Origin of the sequence: Actinoplanes ianthinogenes, assembly GCF_018324205.1 — a bacterium.
In the GTDB taxonomy this organism is placed as follows: domain Bacteria; phylum Actinomycetota; class Actinomycetes; order Mycobacteriales; family Micromonosporaceae; genus Actinoplanes; species Actinoplanes ianthinogenes.
Genome location: NZ_AP023356.1, coordinates 2,797,424 through 2,815,800, shown reverse-complemented (window position 1 = coordinate 2,815,800; position 18,377 = coordinate 2,797,424). Strand labels below are relative to the sequence as shown.

Sequence of the window (18,377 nt, the reverse complement as noted above, 5' to 3'; positions counted from 1 at the left end):
GGCACCTGCCGTGAACACGTCTGTGGACCAGATCGTCGAGGCGCTGCGCCGGTCGATGCGCGACAACGAGCGGCTGCGCGCGGAGAACGACCAGCTCACCGCGGCCGCCGCCGAGCCGGTCGCGATCGTCGGCATGGCCTGCCGGTTCCCCGGCGGGATGAGCTCGCCCGAGGCGCTGTGGGAGGCCGTGCTCGCGGGCCGCGACGGGGTCGGTGAGTGGCCGGCCGACCGCGGCTGGGACACCGAGACCATCTACGACCCGGAGCCGGGCAAGCCCGGTCACTGCGTCACCCGGCACGGCGGTTTCCTGTACGACGCCGCCGACTTCGACCCGGAGCTGTTCGGCATCTCGCCGCGCGAGGCCCTGGAGATGGACCCGCAGCAGCGGCTGCTCCTGGAGACCTCGTGGGAGGCCCTGGAGCGGACCGGCATCGACCCGACCTCGCTGCGGGGCAGCAGCACCGGCATGTTCGCCGGCGTCATGTACCACGACTACCCGGCCGGCGCGGCGGGCAGCATCGTCTCCGGCCGGGTCTCCTACGTCCTCGGGCTGGAGGGCCCGGCCGTCACGGTCGACACCGCCTGCTCGTCGTCGCTGGTGGCGCTGCACCTGGCGATCCAGTCGCTGCGGACCGGCGAGTGCTCGCTGGCGCTGGCCGGCGGCGTGACCGTGATGTCCACGCCGACCACGTTCATCGAGTTCAGCGAGCAGCGCGGGCTGGCGCCGGACGGGCGGTGCAAGCCGTTCGCCGGGGGCGCCGACGGCACCGGCTGGGGCGAGGGCGTCGGGGTGCTGGTCGTCGAGCGGCTCGCCGACGCGCGGCGACTCGGGCACGACGTGCTGGCCGTGGTCCGCGGGTCGGCGATCAACCAGGACGGGGCGAGCAGCGGGCTGACCGTACCGAACGGGCCGGCCCAGCAGCGGGTGATCCGGGCCGCGCTCAGCGGTGCCGGGCTGGCCGCGACCGAGGTCGACGTGGTCGAGGCGCACGGCACCGGGACCACGCTCGGCGACCCGATCGAGGCACAGGCGCTGATCGCGACGTACGGGAAGGGGCGGCCGGCGGACCGGCCGCTGTGGCTCGGGTCGATCAAGTCGAACATCGGGCACACCCAGGCCGCGGCCGGCGTCGCCGGGATCATCAAGATGGTCCAGGCGATGCGGCACGGCGTCGTGCCGAAGACGCTGCACGTGGACCAGCCGTCGCCGATGGTGGACTGGGCGGCCGGCGAGGTCCGGCTGCTCACCGAGGCCGTCGACTGGCCGGCCGTCGAGCGGCCGCGCCGTGCCGCGGTCTCCTCGTTCGGGCTGAGCGGCACCAACGCCCACGTGATCGTCGAGCAGGCGCCCGCCGTCGCCGAGCAGCCCCCGTCCCCTCCGGGACACCTGGTGCCGCTGCTGGTCTCGGCCCGCACGCCGGCCGCCCGCGACAACCAGATCATCAAGATCAAAGACTTTCCCGGTACGCCCGTCGACGTCGCGCACACCCTGCTGACCGCCCGTGCCCAGCTGCCGCACCGGGCCGCGCTCGTCGGTGACGCCCCGGCGATCATCGGAGAGGTGACCACCGGCGCGACCGCGGTGCTGTTCACCGGCCAGGGTTCACAGCGCCTCGGTATGGGTCGTGACCTCTACCAACGCTTCCCGGTCTTCGCTGCCGCCTTCGACGCGGCCGGTGCGGCGGTCAAGGAGATCGCCTGGGGCACTGACGCCGACGAACTCGCGCGGACGGTCAACACCCAGCCGGCGATCTTCGCGTTCGAGGTCGCTCTCTACCGGCTGCTGGAGTCGTGGGGTGTTCGTCCCGACTTCCTGGCCGGGCACTCGATCGGGGAGATCGCCGCGGCTCACGTGGCCGGTGTGCTGTCCCTGGAGGACGCCGGGAAGCTGGTCGCCGCGCGCGGCCGTCTGATGCAGGCGCTGCCGGCCGGTGGCGTGATGGTCGCGGTCGCCGCGCCCGAAAGTGCGATCGAGCTGATCCCGGGTGTGGACATCGCGGCCGTGAACGGGCCTTCCTCGGTGGTGCTGTCCGGAACGGCCGAAGCGGTGGAGGCCGTCGTCGCCACGCTCGGCGTGAAGGCGACGAGGCTGAACACCTCGCACGCGTTCCATTCGCATCTGATGGAGCCGATGCTGGAGGACTTCCGGCAGATCGTCCGGGGGTTGACCTTCCGCGAGCCGGTCGTCCCGGTGCTCTGCGCCGGCGACGTGACCAGCCCGGACTACTGGGTCGAGCACGTCCGCGCCACGGTCAGGTTCCACGACGTGGTGACCGGCCTGCTCGGCCGCGGCGTGGTGACGTTCCTGGAGTGCGGGCCGGACGCGACGCTGACCGGCCTCGGCCGGCAGATCACCGGCGACGCGACGTTCATCGGCCTCCAGCACCGCACCCGCCCGGAAGAGACCGAGTTGCTCACCGGCCTGGCCACCGCCTGGACCCGGGGTGTCGACATCGACTGGACCCCGCTGCTGGCCGGCGGCCGGAAGATCGACCTGCCCACCTACGCCTTCGACCGGCACCGCTTCTGGCCCGACACCACCGCGACCGGCGCGGACCCGGCCGCCATCGGCCTCACTCGCACCGGCCACCCGCTGCTCGGCGCGGTCATCCCGGCCCCGGAGAGCGGCGGCGTGGTCCTCACCGGCCGCCTCGCCCTCGACACCCACCCGTGGCTCGCCGACCACGAGGTGCTCGGGTCGGTCCTGCTGCCCGGCACCGCCTACGTCGACCTGGCCCTGCGCGCCGGTGACGAGGCCGGCTGCCCGGTCCTGGCCGACCTGGTGCAGGAGGCGCCGCTGGTGCTGCCCGCCCGGGGCGGCGTCCGGCTCCAGGTCGTGGTGGGGGAGCGGACCGCGGCCGGCGCCCGGCCGGTGCAGATCTGGTCCCGTCCCGAGCAGGCCGGGGACGACGCCGCCTGGCTGCGCCACGCGAGCGGCGAGCTGATCGACGGCGAGCCGGCCACCGCCGGGGACCTGGCCGCCTGGCCGCCGCCGGGCGCGCGGCCGCTGGACCTCACCGACGGGTACGACCGGCTGCACGCCGGTGGATACGGCTACGGCCCGGTCTTCCAGGGCCTGCGCGCCGCCTGGCAGCACGGCGACGACCTGTACGCCGAGGTCGAGCTGCCGGAGCCGGCCCACGACGACGCCCTCGCGGCGAGCATCCACCCGGCCCTGCTGGACGCCGCCATGCACGCCGAGCTGCTCCGGGACACCGGCGACGGGGAGGGCACCCAGCTGCCGTTCGCCTGGACCGGGGTCACCCTGCACGCCACCGGCGCCACCGCGGTCCGGGTCCGGATCAGCCACCCCGCGCCGGACCGGATCAGCCTGCTCGTCGCGGACCCCGCCGGGCAGCCGGTGCTCACCGTCGGGTCACTGGTCTCCCGGCCGATGACCGCCGACCGGCTGGCCCCCGCCGACCCGGCGGACGCGCTGCTCGGCGTCACCTGGTCCCCGGCCGCCACGCCGGACCCGGGCGCCACCGCGGACGTCGTCTTCATCTACGGCCCCGACGACCTCGAACTGATCGGTGCCGAGGCGGCCCGGCTGGCCGTGGTCGCGTCGGTCACCCCGAGCCCCGGTGGCGACCCGCCGGCCCGCGGCGGGGAGACCGTCATCCCGGGTGCGAGCCGGAACGCGACCGTCGCTGCGGGCGCGCCCGGAACCGTGCCGTCCCGGAGCCGGGAGACCGTCGTGGCCGGGCTGCGGCTGGTGCAGAGCTGGCTGGGGCGGCCCGAGCTGAATGACTCGCGACTGGTGCTGGTCACCCATCGGGCTGTGCCGGTCGGTGCGGACGAGGACGTCGACGTCACCACCGCCCCGGTGTGGGGGCTGGTGCGGGCCGCGCAGGCCGAGCATCCGGACCGGATCGTGCTGCTGGACACCGACACCGGGCCGGACCGGGAGCTCGGCGGGCCGCTGCTGGATCGGGCGATCGCCACCGGTGAGCCGGAGCTGGCGATCCGGGGCGGCGAGCTGTTCGTGCCCCGGCTGGCGCCGGCCGCGGTCACCGGCGGCACGGCGCCGTGGGCCGAAGGCGTCGTGCTGATCACCGGTGGCACGGGCGGGCTCGGGGCGATTCTGGCCGAGCATCTGGTGCGTGCTCACGGCGTACGCAAATTGGTCCTGACGAGTCGGCGCGGCCCGGACGCGCCTGGCGCGGCGGCATTGATCGCGCGCCTCGCGGATCTCGGCGGCGACGGGGAAGCGGTCGCCTGCGACGTGGCGGACCGGGCCGCCGTGGCCCGGCTGATCGACGGGATCGGGGACCGGCTGACCGGGATTGTCCATGCGGCGGGGATCGGTGACAACGCGCTGCTCGACCACCTCGACGCGGCCCGGATCGGCACCGTGTTCGCGCCCAAGGCGGACGCCGCCTGGTATCTGCACGAGCTGACCGCGGGCCTGCCGATCCGTGCGTTCGTGCTGCTCTCCTCGGCGGGCGGGCTGGTGCTCGCGGCCGGGCAGGGCAACTACGCGGCGGCCAACACGTTCCTCGACGCGCTCGCCGCGCACCGCCGTCACCGGGGCCTGCCGGCCACCGCGCTGGCATATGGACTGTGGGACGCGGGCTCCGGACTCGCGGCCGAGCTGACCGATGGTGATCGGGAGCGGATGCGGCGGCTCGGGCTGCCCGCGCTGACCACGCCGCAGGCCCTGGAACTGTTCGACCGGGCGGTCGCGAGCGACGCGGCGCACCTGGTCCCGCTGCCGGTGGACCGGGGCGCGCTGCGGGCGCGTACCGACGAACCGCCCGCGCTGCTGCGCGGCCTGGCCGCCGGGCGGCGGACCCGCACCCGCGCCGCGGCCGGTGGCACCGCGGGCACGCTGCGCGACCGTCTCGCCGGGCGGCCCGAGGCGGACCGCGACCGGCAGCTGCTCCAGCTGGTCCGGGAGCAGGTCGCCGCGGTGCTCGGGCACGCGTCGGCCGACCAGATCGCCCCCGAGCGGCCGTTCAGCGACCTGGGTTTCGACTCGCTGACCGCGGTCGAACTGCGCAACGCGCTGAGCGCCGCGACCGGCCTGCGCCTGCCCGCCACGCTGGTCTTCGACCACCCGACCGCCGCGGCCACCGCCCGGCTGCTGCGCGACGAGCTGCTCGGCGTGGACACCGCGACGCCGGCCGCCGCGCCGGTGGCGGTGACCGACGGCGACCCGATCGCGATCGTCGCGATGGCCTGCCGCTATCCGGGCGGCGTCAGCTCGCCGGAGGACCTGTGGCGGCTGGTCGCCGACGGGGTCGACGCGGTCGGCGAGTTCCCCGCCGACCGGGGCTGGGACCTGGACGGCATCTACGACCCGGAGCCCGGCAAGCCGGGCCGCAGCTACACCCGGCACGGCGCCTTCCTCTACGACGCGGCCGAGTTCGACCCGGCGCTGTTCGAGATTTCGCCGCGCGAGGCGGCCGGGATGGACCCGCAGCAGCGGCTGCTGCTCGAGGTCGCCTGGGAGACCGTGGAGCGGGCCGGGCTCGACCCGACCGCGCTGCGCGGCAGCGACACCGGGGTGTTCACCGGCGTGATGTACCACGACTACGCGGGCGGCGCGGCCGGCAGCATCGTCTCCGGCCGGGTCTCCTACGCACTCGGGCTGGAGGGTCCGTCGGTCAGCGTCGACACCGCCTGCTCGTCGTCGCTGGTCGCGCTGCACTTCGCGATGCAGGCGCTGCGCGGTGGCGAGTGCTCGCTCGCGCTGGCCGGCGGGGTGACCGTGATGTCCACGCCGGAGATGCTCTGCTACTTCAGCGAGCAGCGCGGGCTGGCGCCGGACGGGCGGTGCAAGTCGTTCGCGGGTGGCGCGGACGGCACCGGCTGGGGCGAGGGCGCGGGGCTTCTGCTGCTGGAGCGGCTCTCCGACGCACAGCGCAACGGGCACCCGGTGCTCGCGGTGATCCGCGGGTCGGCGGTGAACCAGGACGGCGCCAGCAACGGGCTGACCGCGCCGAACGGGCCCGCGCAGCGCCGGGTGATCCGGAACGCCCTGGCCACGGCCGGGCTGACCGGCGCGGACGTGGACGTGGTGGAGGCGCACGGCACCGGCACCGTGCTGGGCGACCCGATCGAGGCGCAGGCGCTGCTGGCGACCTATGGCCAGGACCGTCCGGAGCAGCCGCTGCTGCTGGGGTCGATCAAGTCGAACATCGGGCACACCCAGGCCGCGGCCGGCGTCGCCGGGATCATCAAGGTGGTCGAGGCGATGCGGCACGGGGTGGTGCCGAAGACCCTGCACGTGGACGAGCCGTCGCCGGTCGTGGACTGGTCGGCCGGGAACGTTCAGCTGGTCACCGAGGCGCTGGCGTGGCCCTCGGCGGACCGGCCGCGGCGGGCGGCGGTGTCGTCGTTCGGGCTCAGCGGGACCAACGCGCACGTGATCGTCGAGCAGGCGCCGGCCACCCCCACCGCCGGGATCACCAGCCAGTCCGGGCAAGCGCCCTCCGGTGTCGCGGCCACCTCCGCAACGTGGGGTCCGCTTCCGGTCGCGATCTCCGCGCGTACGCCGGGCGCCGTGGCCGGGGGAGCGGCGAAGCTCGGGGCCGTGGCGGACGGATCGGTCGCCGACCTGGCCTGGTCCTCGTTCACCAGCCGGGCGGCGTTGGAGCACCGGATGGTGGTCCTGGCCTCGGATTCGGACGAGCTGCGGCGCAAGCTGGCGGACCGGGACGCGATCGTCGGATCGGTGGTGTCCGGCTCCACGGCGATGCTGTTCACCGGGCAGGGCTCGCAGCGCCTCGGCATGGGCCGTGACCTCTACGAGCGCTTCCCCGTCTTCGCGGCGGCTTTCGACGCGGCCGGCGCGGCGGTCAAGGACATCGCCTGGGGCACCGACGCCGAACTGCTCGCCCAGACGGCCAACACCCAGCCCGCGATCTTCGCCTTCGAGGTCGCCCTCTACCGGCTCCTGGAGTCGTGGGGCATCCGCCCCGACTACGTCGCGGGGCACTCGATCGGCGAGATCGCCGCAGCTCACGTGGCCGGTGTCCTCTCCTTGGAAGACGCCGTCAAGCTGGTCGCGGCGCGCGGCCGGTTGATGCAGGCGCTCCCGGCCGGCGGCGTGATGGTCGCGGTCGCTGCCCCCGAGTCCGCGATCGACCTGATCCCAGGCGTGGACATCGCGGCGGTCAACGGGCCGTCTTCGGTGGTGCTGTCCGGCACCGCTGAAGCGGTCGATGCGCTGGTCGCTTTCCTTGGTGTGAAGGCCACGAAGCTGAACACCTCGCACGCGTTCCACTCGCACCTGATGGAGCCGATGCTCGCCGAATTCCGGCAAATCGTCCAATCACTCGATTTTTCGGAACCGGCCATCCCGCTGATCACGGTCGGCGACGTCACCGACCCCGACTACTGGGTCGATCACGTCCGCGACACCGTCCGCTTCCACGACGTGGTGACGGACCTGGTGGGCCGGGGCGTGACCACGTTCCTGGAGGTCGGCCCGGACAGCACGCTCACCGGCCTGGGCCGCCGGATCGCCGACGACGCCACGTTCATCGCCCTCCAGCACCGCACCCGCGAGAACGAACTGCTCACCGGCCTCGCCACCGCCTGGACCCGGGGCGTCCCGATCGACTGGACGCCGCTGCTCGCCGGTGGCCGCACCATCGCCCTGCCCACCTATGCCTTCGACCGCCGCCGCTTCTGGATGTCGCACGAGCCCGGCGCCCGCACCACCCCGGTCACCGTCGTGGCGGCCGAGGACACCACCGACCCGAACGACCTGCGCCGCGAACTGGCCGCCCTGCCGGCCGGTGACGGCGACCGGATGCTGCTGCGGCTGGTCCGCACGCACGTCGCGGCGGTCCTCGGCCACTCCTCGATCGAGGACGTGGCGCCGGACCGGCCGTTCAAGGAGCTCGGCTTCGACTCCAACGCCGCGGTCGAGCTGCGCAACCGGCTCAACGCCGCGACCGGGGTCACCCTCCCGGCCACCCTGGTCTTCGACCACCCGACCGCTGAGGCGGTCGCCGCTCTGGTGCGTGACCTGCTCACCCCGCGCGCGGCCGACCCGGTCGCGACGGTGCTGGCCGAGGTCGACCGGCTCGACGAACTGCTGACGGCCGCCGACACCGCCGGCGGCCGGTCCCGGGTCACCACCCGGCTCGAAGCGCTGCTGCGCCGCTGGCAGCACGGCGCCGCGGTGGTTGCCGAACCGGAGCTCTCCCTGGACGACGCCAGCGACGAGGAGCTGTTCGCCGCTCTGGACAACGAATTCGAGATGGGTTGATCTGCGATGGCTGACGACGACAAACTTCGTGACTACCTCAAGCGGGCCACGGCGGAACTCCAGCAGACCCGGCGCCGGCTGCACGAGATCGAGGCGGACGCCCGGGAACCCATCGCCGTCATCGCGATGAGCTGCCGGTTCCCCGGCGGGGTGAGCAGCCCCGAACAGCTGTGGGACCTGGTCGCCGAGGGCCGGGACGGGATCACCCAGTTCCCGGTGAACCGGGGCTGGCCGACCGACCTGTACGACCCGGAGCCGGCCACACCCGGCAAGACGTACTCCACCGAGGGCGGGTTCCTGCACGACGCCGGGGACTTCGACGCGGACTTCTTCAAGATCAGCCCGCGCGAGGCGGCGGACACCGACCCGCAGCAGCGGCTGCTGCTGGAGACGTCGTGGGAGGCGTTCGAGCGGGCCGGCATCGACCCGCTGTCGCTGCGCGGCGAACGGGTCGGCGTGTTCGCCGGCGTCGTCTACCACGACTACGGGGTCGGCGGCAGCACCGGCGGGCTGGCCAGCGTGGTCTCCGGCCGGGTCGCGTACGCCCTGGGCCTGGAGGGCGCCGCCGTCACGGTCGACACCGCCTGCTCGTCGTCGCTGGTGGCGCTGCACTTCGCGATGCAGTCGCTGCGCGGTGGCGAGTGCTCGCTCGCGCTGGCCGGCGGCGTGACCGTGATGTCCACCCCGGCGTCGTTCATCGGCTTCAGTCAGCAGCGCGGGCTCGCGCCGGACGGGCGGTGCAAGGCGTACGCCGACGCCGCGAACGGGACCGGCTGGGGTGAGGGCGCCGGCCTGCTGCTGCTGGAGAAGCTCTCCGACGCCAAGCGCAACGGGCACGAGGTGCTCGCCGTCATCCGTGCCTCGGCGATCAACCAGGACGGCGCCAGCAACGGCCTGACCGCCCCGAACGGCCCCTCGCAGCAGCGGGTCATCGAGGCGGCGCTGGCCGCCGGTGGCCTGACCGCGGCCGAGGTGGACGCGATCGAGGGACACGGCACCGGCACCGTGCTGGGTGACCCGATCGAGGCGCAGGCGCTGCTCGCGACCTATGGTCAGGGCCGCCCGGAGGACCGGCCGCTGTGGCTCGGGTCGATCAAGTCGAACATCGGGCACGCCCAGGCCGCGGCCGGGGTCAGCGGCATCATCAAGATGGTCCAGGCGATCCGGCACGGGGTGCTGCCGCCCAGCCTGCACGTCGACGCGCCGTCGTCGGTGGTGGACTGGTCGGCCGGCAACGTCCGGCTGCTGACCGAGAGCCTGCCGTGGCCGGACAGCGGTCACCCGCGCCGGGCCGGGGTGTCGTCGTTCGGGCTGAGCGGCACGAACGCGCACGTGATCATCGAGCAGGCGCCGCCGGCCGAGCCGCCCGCGCCCCCGGTGGCGGTGAGCGGGCCGGTTCCGGTGGCGATCTCCGCGCGGACCGAGGGGGCGCTCGCGGCGCAGCTGCACCGCTGGCACGCCGACCTCGCCGGGCGGCCCGAGGCGGGGCTGCTGGACGTGGCGTACTCGTCGGTCGCGCACCGGGCGGCGCTGTCGCACCGGGCCGTGGTGCTGGCCGCGTCGCGGGACGAGCTGCTGGCCGGGCTGGCGGCGGACGAGCAGCCGATCAGCGGGGTGGTGACGCCGGGACCGCTGGCGATGCTGTTCACCGGGCAGGGCTCGCAGCGGCTCGGGATGGGCCGGGACCTCTACGAGCGCTTCCCGGTCTTCGCGGCCGCCTTCGACGCGGCGGCGTCGGCGATCAAGTGGATCGCCTGGGGCCGGTCGGCGGAGGAACTGGCCAAGACGGTCAACACCCAGCCGGCGATCTTCGCGTTCGAGGTCGCCCTCTATCGGCTCCTGGAGTCCTGGGGCGTCCGCCCCGACTACCTCGCGGGACACTCGATCGGGGAGATCGCCGCGGCTCACGTGGCCGGTGTGCTGTCCCTCTCGGACGCGGGCAAGCTGGTCGCCGCGCGCGGGCGCCTGATGCAGGCACTTCCGGCCGGTGGCGTGATGGTCGCCGTCGCCGCACCCGAGAGCGCGATCGAGCTCATCCCGGGGGTCGACATCGCCGCTGTCAACGGGCCCTCCTCGGTGGTCTTGTCCGGCGATTCCGGCGCTGTGGAGGCCGTCGTCGCGCGGCTGGGCGTCAAAGCCACCAAGCTCAACACCTCGCACGCGTTCCACTCGCACCTGATGGAGCCGATGCTCGCCGAATTCCGGCAAATCATTGAATCTATCGATTTTTCGGAACCGACCATCCCGCTGATGACCGTCGGCGACGTGACCGACCCCGACTACTGGGTCGATCACGTCCGCACCACCGTCCGCTTCCACGACGTCGTGACCGGCCTGCTCGACCGCGGCGTGACCACGTTCCTGGAGGTCGGCCCGGACGCCACCCTCACCGGCCTGGGCCGCCAGATCACCGACGACGCCGCATTCATCAACCTCCAGCACCGCACCCGCCCGGAGGAGAGGGAACTGCTCACCGGCCTGGCCACCGCCTGGACCCGAGGCGTCGACGTCGACTGGAGGCCCCTGCTGGCCGGCGGCCGCCGCACCGAGCTGCCGACCTACGCCTTCCAGCGCAAGACGTACTGGGCCGCCGAGGAGACGCCGGCCACCACCTCCACCGACCCCCTCGACGCCGCCTTCTGGGACTCCGTCGAGCGGCAGGACTGGACCGATCTCGCCGACCGCCTGGCCGTCGACCCGGCCGCCCTCGGCGCCACGCTGCCCGCCATCTCCGGACTGCGCGCCGAGCACCGGCAGCGCACCACCGTCGACGGCTGGCGCTACAAGCTCACCTGGAGCCCGGTCCCCGAGCCCGCCGACACCGCACGCACCGGCACCTGGCTGGTCGTCGTCCCGGCCGTCCTGGCCACCGAGGACCGGGTGCTGCGCACGGTCAAGGAGCTCACCCGCCGCGGCAACAAGGTGGTCCAGCTCGATGTGGCCGATCCGGAGCGGGCCGACCTGGCCGCGCGGGTGCGCGACCTCGGCGAGTCCCCGGCCGGCGTGCTGTCGCTGCTCGCCCTGGACGGCGCGCCGCACCCGGTGCACCCGACTCTCACCCGTGGCGCCGCCGCCACGGTCACCCTGGTCCAGGCGCTGCGGGACGCGTCCGTCGGCGCGCCGCTCTGGTGCCTCACGACCGGGGCGATGGCCCTGGACACCGACCGCGTCCCGGTCGACCCGGCCCAGGCCCGGCTCTGGGGCCTGGCCACCGTCCTGTCGCTGGACCTGCCGGCCGAGTGGGGCGGCATGGTCGACCTGCCCGCCGACGCCGACGACGCGAGCCTGCGCCGGCTCGGCGCGGTCCTGCTGTCCGCCGCCGGTGAGGACCAGCTGCTGGTCCGCCCGGACGGCCTGTTCGCCCGCCGGCTGGTCACCGCGCCGACCGGTGGCGCGCCGGGCAAACGGCAGTGGCGCCCGCGCGGCACCGTGCTGGTCACCGGCGGCACCGGCGGCATCGGCGCGCACCTGGCCCGCTGGCTGGCCGCCGAGGGCGCCGAGCACCTGGTGCTGACCAGCCGCCGCGGCCGGGACGCGGCCGGCGCCCCGGAACTCGCCGCCGAGCTGGCCGCGCACGGCACCGAGGTGACCCTCGCCGCCTGCGACGTCGCCGACCGCGACCAGGTCGCCGCGCTGCTCGCGGCGATCCCCGCGGACCGGCCGCTGCGCACCGTGGTGCACGCCGCCGGGCTGGCCCAGCGGCTGGCCGGGCTGGACGAGCTGACCCTCGACGAGTTCGCCGAGGTGGGGCACGCGAAGATTGCCGGCGCCGAGCACCTGGACGACCTGCTGGCCGGGTCGGAGCTGGACGCGTTCGTGCTGTTCTCGTCCGGCTCGGCGGTCTGGGGCAGTGGCGGGCAGTCCGCGTACGGCAGCGCCAACTCCTACCTCGACGCCCTCGCCGCCCGTCGCCGCGCGTCCGGCCGGACCGCCACCGCGATCGCCTGGGGCGCCTGGCAGACCGGCATGGTCGACGCCGGGCTGGCCGAGCAGATGCGCCGGATCGGTGCCCCGGCGATGCCCGCCGACCTGGCCGTCGCCGCGCTGCGGCAGGCCCTGGACGCCGACGACACGTCGATCGTGGTGGCCGACATCGACTGGGCGCGGTTCGCGCCCACCTACACGATGGCCCGCCGCCGCCCGCTGCTCGACGATCTCGCCGAGGTGCGGGCCGCGCTCGCCGACGGCGCCCCGGAGAGCGGTGGGGCCGGCGCCGCGCTGGCCGCCCGGCTCGCCCCGCTGCCCGCCACCGAGCAGCAGCGGGTCCTGCTGGACCTGGTCCGGGACAGTGTGGCCCGGATCCTCGGGCACGACTCCGGCACCGCCGTCGAACCCGGCCGGGCCTTCGACGACCTCGGTTTCGACTCGGTCTCCGCGGTCGAGCTGCGCACCCGGCTGGGCGCGGCCACCGGCCGCAAGCTGCCGACCACGCTGATCTTCGACTACGCCACCCCGGCCGCGCTCGCCGAGCACCTGCACGGCGCCCTGTGCGACACCGGCGGCGGCGACGCCCTCACCCACCTGGACCGGCTGGAACAGGCCTTCGGCGAGCTGACCGCCGAGGAGATCGACCGGAACCGGGTGACCGCCCGGCTCCAGGCGGTCCTGGCCCGCCTCACCGCGGTCCTCGGCGACGGCGGCGAGGCCGTCGGCGACCGGATCGACGCCGGCTCGGCGGAGGACGTCTTCGCCTTCATCGACCAAGAGCTCGGCCTGTAACCGCCCCGCTAGACGCGAAGGATCGGTGACCCTGATGGGCAACGACGAGAAGCTCCTCGAATACCTGAAGAAGGTGACGTCCGAGCTGCACCAGACCCGCCTGCGCCTGCAGGAGGTCGAGACCGAGGAGCAGGACCCGATCGTCGTGGTCGGGATGGGCTGCCGTTACCCGGGCGGCGTCGCGTCCGCCGACGACCTGTGGCGCCTGGTGGCCGGCGGCGGCGACGCGATCAGCGAGTTCCCGGCCGACCGCGGCTGGGACGTCGACGGCCTGCACGACGACGACCCGGACACGGCCGGCACCAGCTACGTCCGCGAGGGCGGCTTCCTCGACGACGTGGCCGGTTTCGACCCGGCGCTGTTCGGCATCTCGCCGCGCGAGGCCCTGACCATGGACCCGCAGCAGCGGATCCTGCTGGAGCTGGCCTGGGAGACCGCCGAGCGGGCCGGCATCGACCCGCTGAGCCTGCGCGGCAAGCCGGTCGGCGTCTTCGCCGGCTCCGGCCAGCAGGACTACGAATACCTGCTGGCCGCCGCCCCGGAGGCGGCCGAGTCCTACCTGACCACGGCGACCGCGGCGGCCGTCATCTCCGGCCGGGTCGCCTACGCCCTCGGCCTGGAGGGCCCGGCCGTCACGATCGACACCGCCTGCTCGTCGTCGCTGGTCGCACTGCACCTGGCGGCCACCGCGCTGCGCCGCCGGGAGTGCTCGCTGGCCTTCGCCGGCGGGGTCATGGTGATGGCCACCCCGGCGCCGTTCGTCGCGTTCAGCCGGCAGCGCGGGCTGGCCCCGGACGGCCGCTGCAAGCCGTTCTCGGAGAGCGCCGACGGCACCGGCTGGTCCGAGGGCGGCGGCCTGCTGCTGCTCGAACGCCTCGCCGACGCGAAGCGCAACGGCCACCCGATCCTCGCGGTGATCCGCGGCTCGGCGATCAACCAGGACGGCGCCAGCAACGGCCTGACCGCCCCGAACGGCCCGTCTCAGCAGCGGGTGATCCGCCAGGCGCTGGCCGACGCGCGGCTCACCACCGGCGACGTCGACGTGGTGGAGGGGCACGGCACCGGCACGGTGCTGGGCGACCCGATCGAGGCGCAGGCCGTGATCGCGACCTACGGTCAAGGGCGCCCCACGGACCGGCCGCTGTGGCTCGGGTCGATCAAGTCGAACATCGGGCACGCGCAGGCCGCGGCCGGCGTCGGCGGCGTGATCAAGATGATCCAGGCGCTCCGGCACCAGCTGATGCCGCGCACCCTGCACGTCACCGAGCCGTCCTCGCACGTCGACTGGTCGGCCGGCAACGTCCGCCTGCTCAGCACCGAGGTGCCCTGGCCGGCCGGTGACCAGCCCCGCCGCGCCGGCGTCTCGTCGTTCGGCGTCAGCGGCACCAACGTCCACGTCATCGTCGAGGAAGCCCCTTTCATTCAAGATCAAGATCCGGTTTTCGGTACGCCGGAAGGCCCGTTCCCGATCGCCGTCTCGGCCCGGACGGTCGCCGCCCTGGCAGAGCAGACGCAGCGGATGGCGTCGGCTCCCGGCGCCCCGCTGGACGTCGCGTTCTCGTCGTTCACGACCCGTGCCGCCCTCGACCACCGCCGGATCCTGCTCGGCGACAAGCAGGTCACCGGCGTGGTGACGCCGGGCTCGACTGCGGTGCTGTTCACCGGCCAGGGCTCCCAGCGCCTCGGCATGGGCCGTGACCTCTACGAACGCTTCCCGGTCTTCGCTTCCGCTTTCGACGCCGCCGGAGCGGCGGTCAAGGACATCGCCTGGGGCACCGACGCGGACGAACTCGCCAAGACGGTCAACACCCAGCCCGCCATCTTCGCTTTCGAGGTGGCTCTCTACCGCTTGCTGGAGTCCTGGGGCGTCCGCCCCGACTACCTCGCCGGGCACTCGATCGGGGAGATCGCGGCGGCTCACGTGGCCGGTGTGCTGTCCCTGGAGGATGCTGCCCGCCTCGTCACGGCTCGCGGCCGGTTGATGCAGGCGCTGCCGTCCGGTGGTGTGATGGTCGCGGTGGCCGCTCCGGAGAGCGCCATCGAACTCATCCCGGGCGTCGACATCGCGGCGGTCAACGGGCCCAACTCGGTGGTTCTGTCCGGGACGGCCGACGCGGTGGAGACCGTCGTCGCCGAGCTGGGTGTCAAGGCCACGAAGCTCAACACCTCGCACGCGTTCCACTCGCACCTGATGGAGCCGATGCTGGACGACTTCCGGCAGATCGTCGCATCTCTCGACTTCGCGGAACCGACCGTCCCGGTGATCGCCGCCGGCGACGTGACCAGCCCGGACTACTGGGTCGAGCACGTCCGGAACACGGTCCGCTTCCACGACGTGGTGACCGACCTGCTGGGCCGGGGCGTGGTGACGTTCCTGGAGTGCGGGCCGGACTCCACGCTCACCGCGCTGGGCCGGCAGATCACCGACGACGCCGCCTTCATCGGCCTGCAGCACCGCACCCGCGCTGACGAGCTGCTCACCGGCCTGGCCACGGCCTGGACCCGCGGCGTCGCGATCGACTGGACCCCGCTGCTGGACGGCGGCCGCAAGATCGACCTGCCCACCTATCCGTTCCAGCACGCGAGCTACTGGATCCAGCCCGCACCGGGTGCCGGTGCCGACCTCGCCGCCGCGGGCGCCGACACCGCCGGGCACCCGCTGCTCGGCGCGGTCATCCCGGCCCCGGAGACCGGCGGCGTCACCCTCACCGGCCGGCTCTCGCTGCGCGACCAGCCCTGGCTCACCGACCACCGGATCGGCGGGGTGGCGCTCTTCCCCGGCACCGGCTTCGTCGAGCTGGCGCTGCGCGCCGGCCGGGAGGTCGGCTGCGACCGGATCGAGGAGCTGACCATCGCCGCGCCGCTGGCCCTGCCGGACCGCGGCGGCGTCAGGGTGCAGGTCGTCGCGGGCGGCCCGGACGAGGACGGCCGGCACCCGGTCGCGGTGCACTCCCGGTCCGACGCCGACGGCCCGGACGGCCCGTGGACCTGTCACGCCACCGGTCTGCTCGCCCGCGCCGCGTCGCCGGCCGCGGCTGAGCCGGTCGGCTCGGCCGCGGTCGGTGCCGACCTGCTCGTCTGGCCGCCGCGGGACGCCGAGGAGATCGACCTGACCGGCTTCTACGCCGGTATCGCCGAGGCCGGTCTCGGCTACGGGCCGCTGTTCCAGGGGTTGCGGGCCGCCTGGCGAGCCGGCGAGCACGTGTACGCCGAAGTGCGCCTTCCGAACGGTTCGCAGCCGGAAGCCTATGGCCTGCATCCCGCTCTGCTCGACGCGGCGCTGCACACCGTCACCTTCTCCTCGGCCGGGGCGGACCGGGCCACCCTGCCGTTCGCCTGGTCCGGGGTCGCCCTGGGCCGGCCGGGCGCGGCCGACCTGCGGATCCGGCTCACCGCGGTCCGCCCGGGCACGATCGCGCTGCTGGTCACCGACACCGCGGGCCGCCCGATCCTGACCGTCGACTCGCTCGCGCTGCGCGCCATCTCGGCGGAGCAGCTGGACGCGGCGGGCGGCCAGTCCGCCGCGCTGTTCCAGGTCGGCTGGGTCCCGGTGCCGGTCACCGATCCGGCCGGACCCGCCGCCGGGGCCGTGGCGCCGACGGCCGGGTCCGCTGCCGCGGCCGTGACGTTGTCAGCCGCTCCCGCCGCCGAGGCCGTGACGCTGTCAGCCGGGTCTGCCGCCGGGGCCGTGAGGCTGTCGGCCGGACCCGATGCCGGGGTGGTGACGCTGGAGGTGACCGGCGGCGACGACCTCGCCGCGGTGCACGCGGCCACCACGGCCGCGCTTGCCGGCGTACAGAAATGGCTCGACGACCCGGAGCGGGCCGGGACGCGCCTGGCGGTCCTGACCCGGAACGCGGTCGCGATCACCGACAGTGACGTGCCGGACGTGGCCGCCGCGGCCGTGCGCGGCCTGATCCGGTCCGCGCAGGCGGAGCACCCGGATCGGATCGTGCTGGTCGACACCGACGGCAGCGTCGGCCTCGACGCCCTTCTCGCCCTGCCGGAACCGCAGGTCGTGGTCCGGGACGGGGTGGTCTACGCGGGCCGCCTGACCCGGGCGGCGGCACCGGGCGACACCCCGGCGAGCGCCTTCGGGCCGGAGGGCACGGTGCTGGTCACCGGCGGGACCGGGGCGCTGGGCGCGCTGGTCGCCGACCACCTGGTCACCGAGCGTGGCGTTCGCGACCTGCTGCTGGTCAGCCGGCGCGGCGCGGACGCGCCCGGCGCCGCCGAGCTGCGCGAGCGGCTGACCGCGGCCGGGGCGACCGTCCGGATCGCCGCCTGCGACACCGCGGACCGGGACGCGCTCGCCGCGCTGCTGGACGGCGTCCGGCTCAGCGCGGTCGTGCACACCGCCGGGGTGGTCGACGACGGCGCGCTCACCGCGCTCACCCCGGACCGGCTGGCCGCCGTGCTGCGGGCCAAGGTGGACGGTGCGGCGCACCTGGACGAGCTGACCCGGGACCGGGAGTTGACCGCCTTCGTGCTGTTCTCCTCGGCCTCCGCGGTGCTCGGCGCGCCCGGCCAGGCCAACTACGCGGCGGCCAACGCCTACCTGGACGCCCTGGCCGCCCGCCGTCGCGCGACCGGCCGGACCGCCCAGTCGCTGGCCTGGGGGCTGTGGGACGTCGGCGGCGGGATGTCCGGCGAGCTGTCCGCGGCCGACCTGCGCCGGCTGGCCCGCTCCGGGGTCAGCCCGATCGGCGCCGAGCAGGGCATGCGCCTGCTGGACGCGGCCGCCGCGCGGTCGGCGGCCACGCTGGTGCCGATCAACCTGGACGTCCGGGCGCTGGGCCCGGCCGACGGCAGCGACGGCGCCCTGTTCCGGGCGCTGACCCGGACCCCGGCCCGCCGCGCGGCCGCCCCGGCGCCGGACACGGACGCGGCCGGGGACTTCGCCCGGCGGCTCGCCGCGCTGCCCGTCGCCGACCGGCTCGGGCTGCTCGTCGACCTGGTCCGCACCCAGGCCGCGACCACCCTCGGCCACCCGGACACGACCGGGGTGGAGCCCGCCCGCGCCTTCAACGACCTGGGTTTCGACTCGCTCACCGCGGTCGAGTTCCGGACCGGGCTGGGACAGGCGACCGGGCTGCGGCTGCCCGCCACCCTCGTCTTCGACCACCCGACCCCGGCCGACGTGGCCGAGTACCTGCTCGCCGAGCTGGCCCCGGCCCAGGCGACCGGTGGCGACGACGAGGACGAGGTGCGCCGGATCCTGCTCGGCATCCCGCTCGCCCGCCTGCGGGACGCCGGCCTGCTCGGCGCCCTGCTCGAACTCGGCGGCGCGGCGAGCGCCGGCGCCGCCGGGCCGGACGACGACGGCGAGACCGGGTCCATCGACGAGATGGACACGGACGCCCTGATCAGCATGGCCCTCAGCGGGCTCGACCTGGACGACGCGCAGACAAGTGGGAGCTTCTGATGGCTGAAT

General features: G+C 74.7%; 3 protein-coding genes. All 3 read left to right on the top strand.

Annotated elements, in window-relative coordinates:
* Positions 1 to 10 precede the first annotated feature (10 nt).
* The 3 genes from Aiant_RS12725 (at position 11) to Aiant_RS12710 (ending at position 18,368) form a co-directional block, all read left to right on the top strand.
* The gene (locus Aiant_RS12725) at positions 11 to 8,224 is read left to right on the top strand and encodes a type I polyketide synthase (RefSeq protein WP_229831433.1); all 8,214 of its coding nucleotides are present in this window, start codon (positions 11 to 13) and stop codon (positions 8,222 to 8,224) included.
* A 6-nt stretch (positions 8,225 to 8,230) separates the two neighbouring features.
* Positions 8,231 to 12,943, top strand: coding sequence for a type I polyketide synthase (locus tag Aiant_RS12715; protein ID WP_212847071.1), 4,713 nt, complete (start codon positions 8,231 to 8,233; stop codon positions 12,941 to 12,943).
* A gap of 73 nt (positions 12,944 to 13,016) precedes the next feature.
* Positions 13,017 to 18,368 (top strand): type I polyketide synthase, encoded by a 5,352-nt coding sequence (locus Aiant_RS12710; RefSeq protein ID WP_483396398.1) that lies wholly within the window; start codon positions 13,017 to 13,019, stop codon positions 18,366 to 18,368.
* Positions 18,369 to 18,377 lie beyond the last annotated feature (9 nt).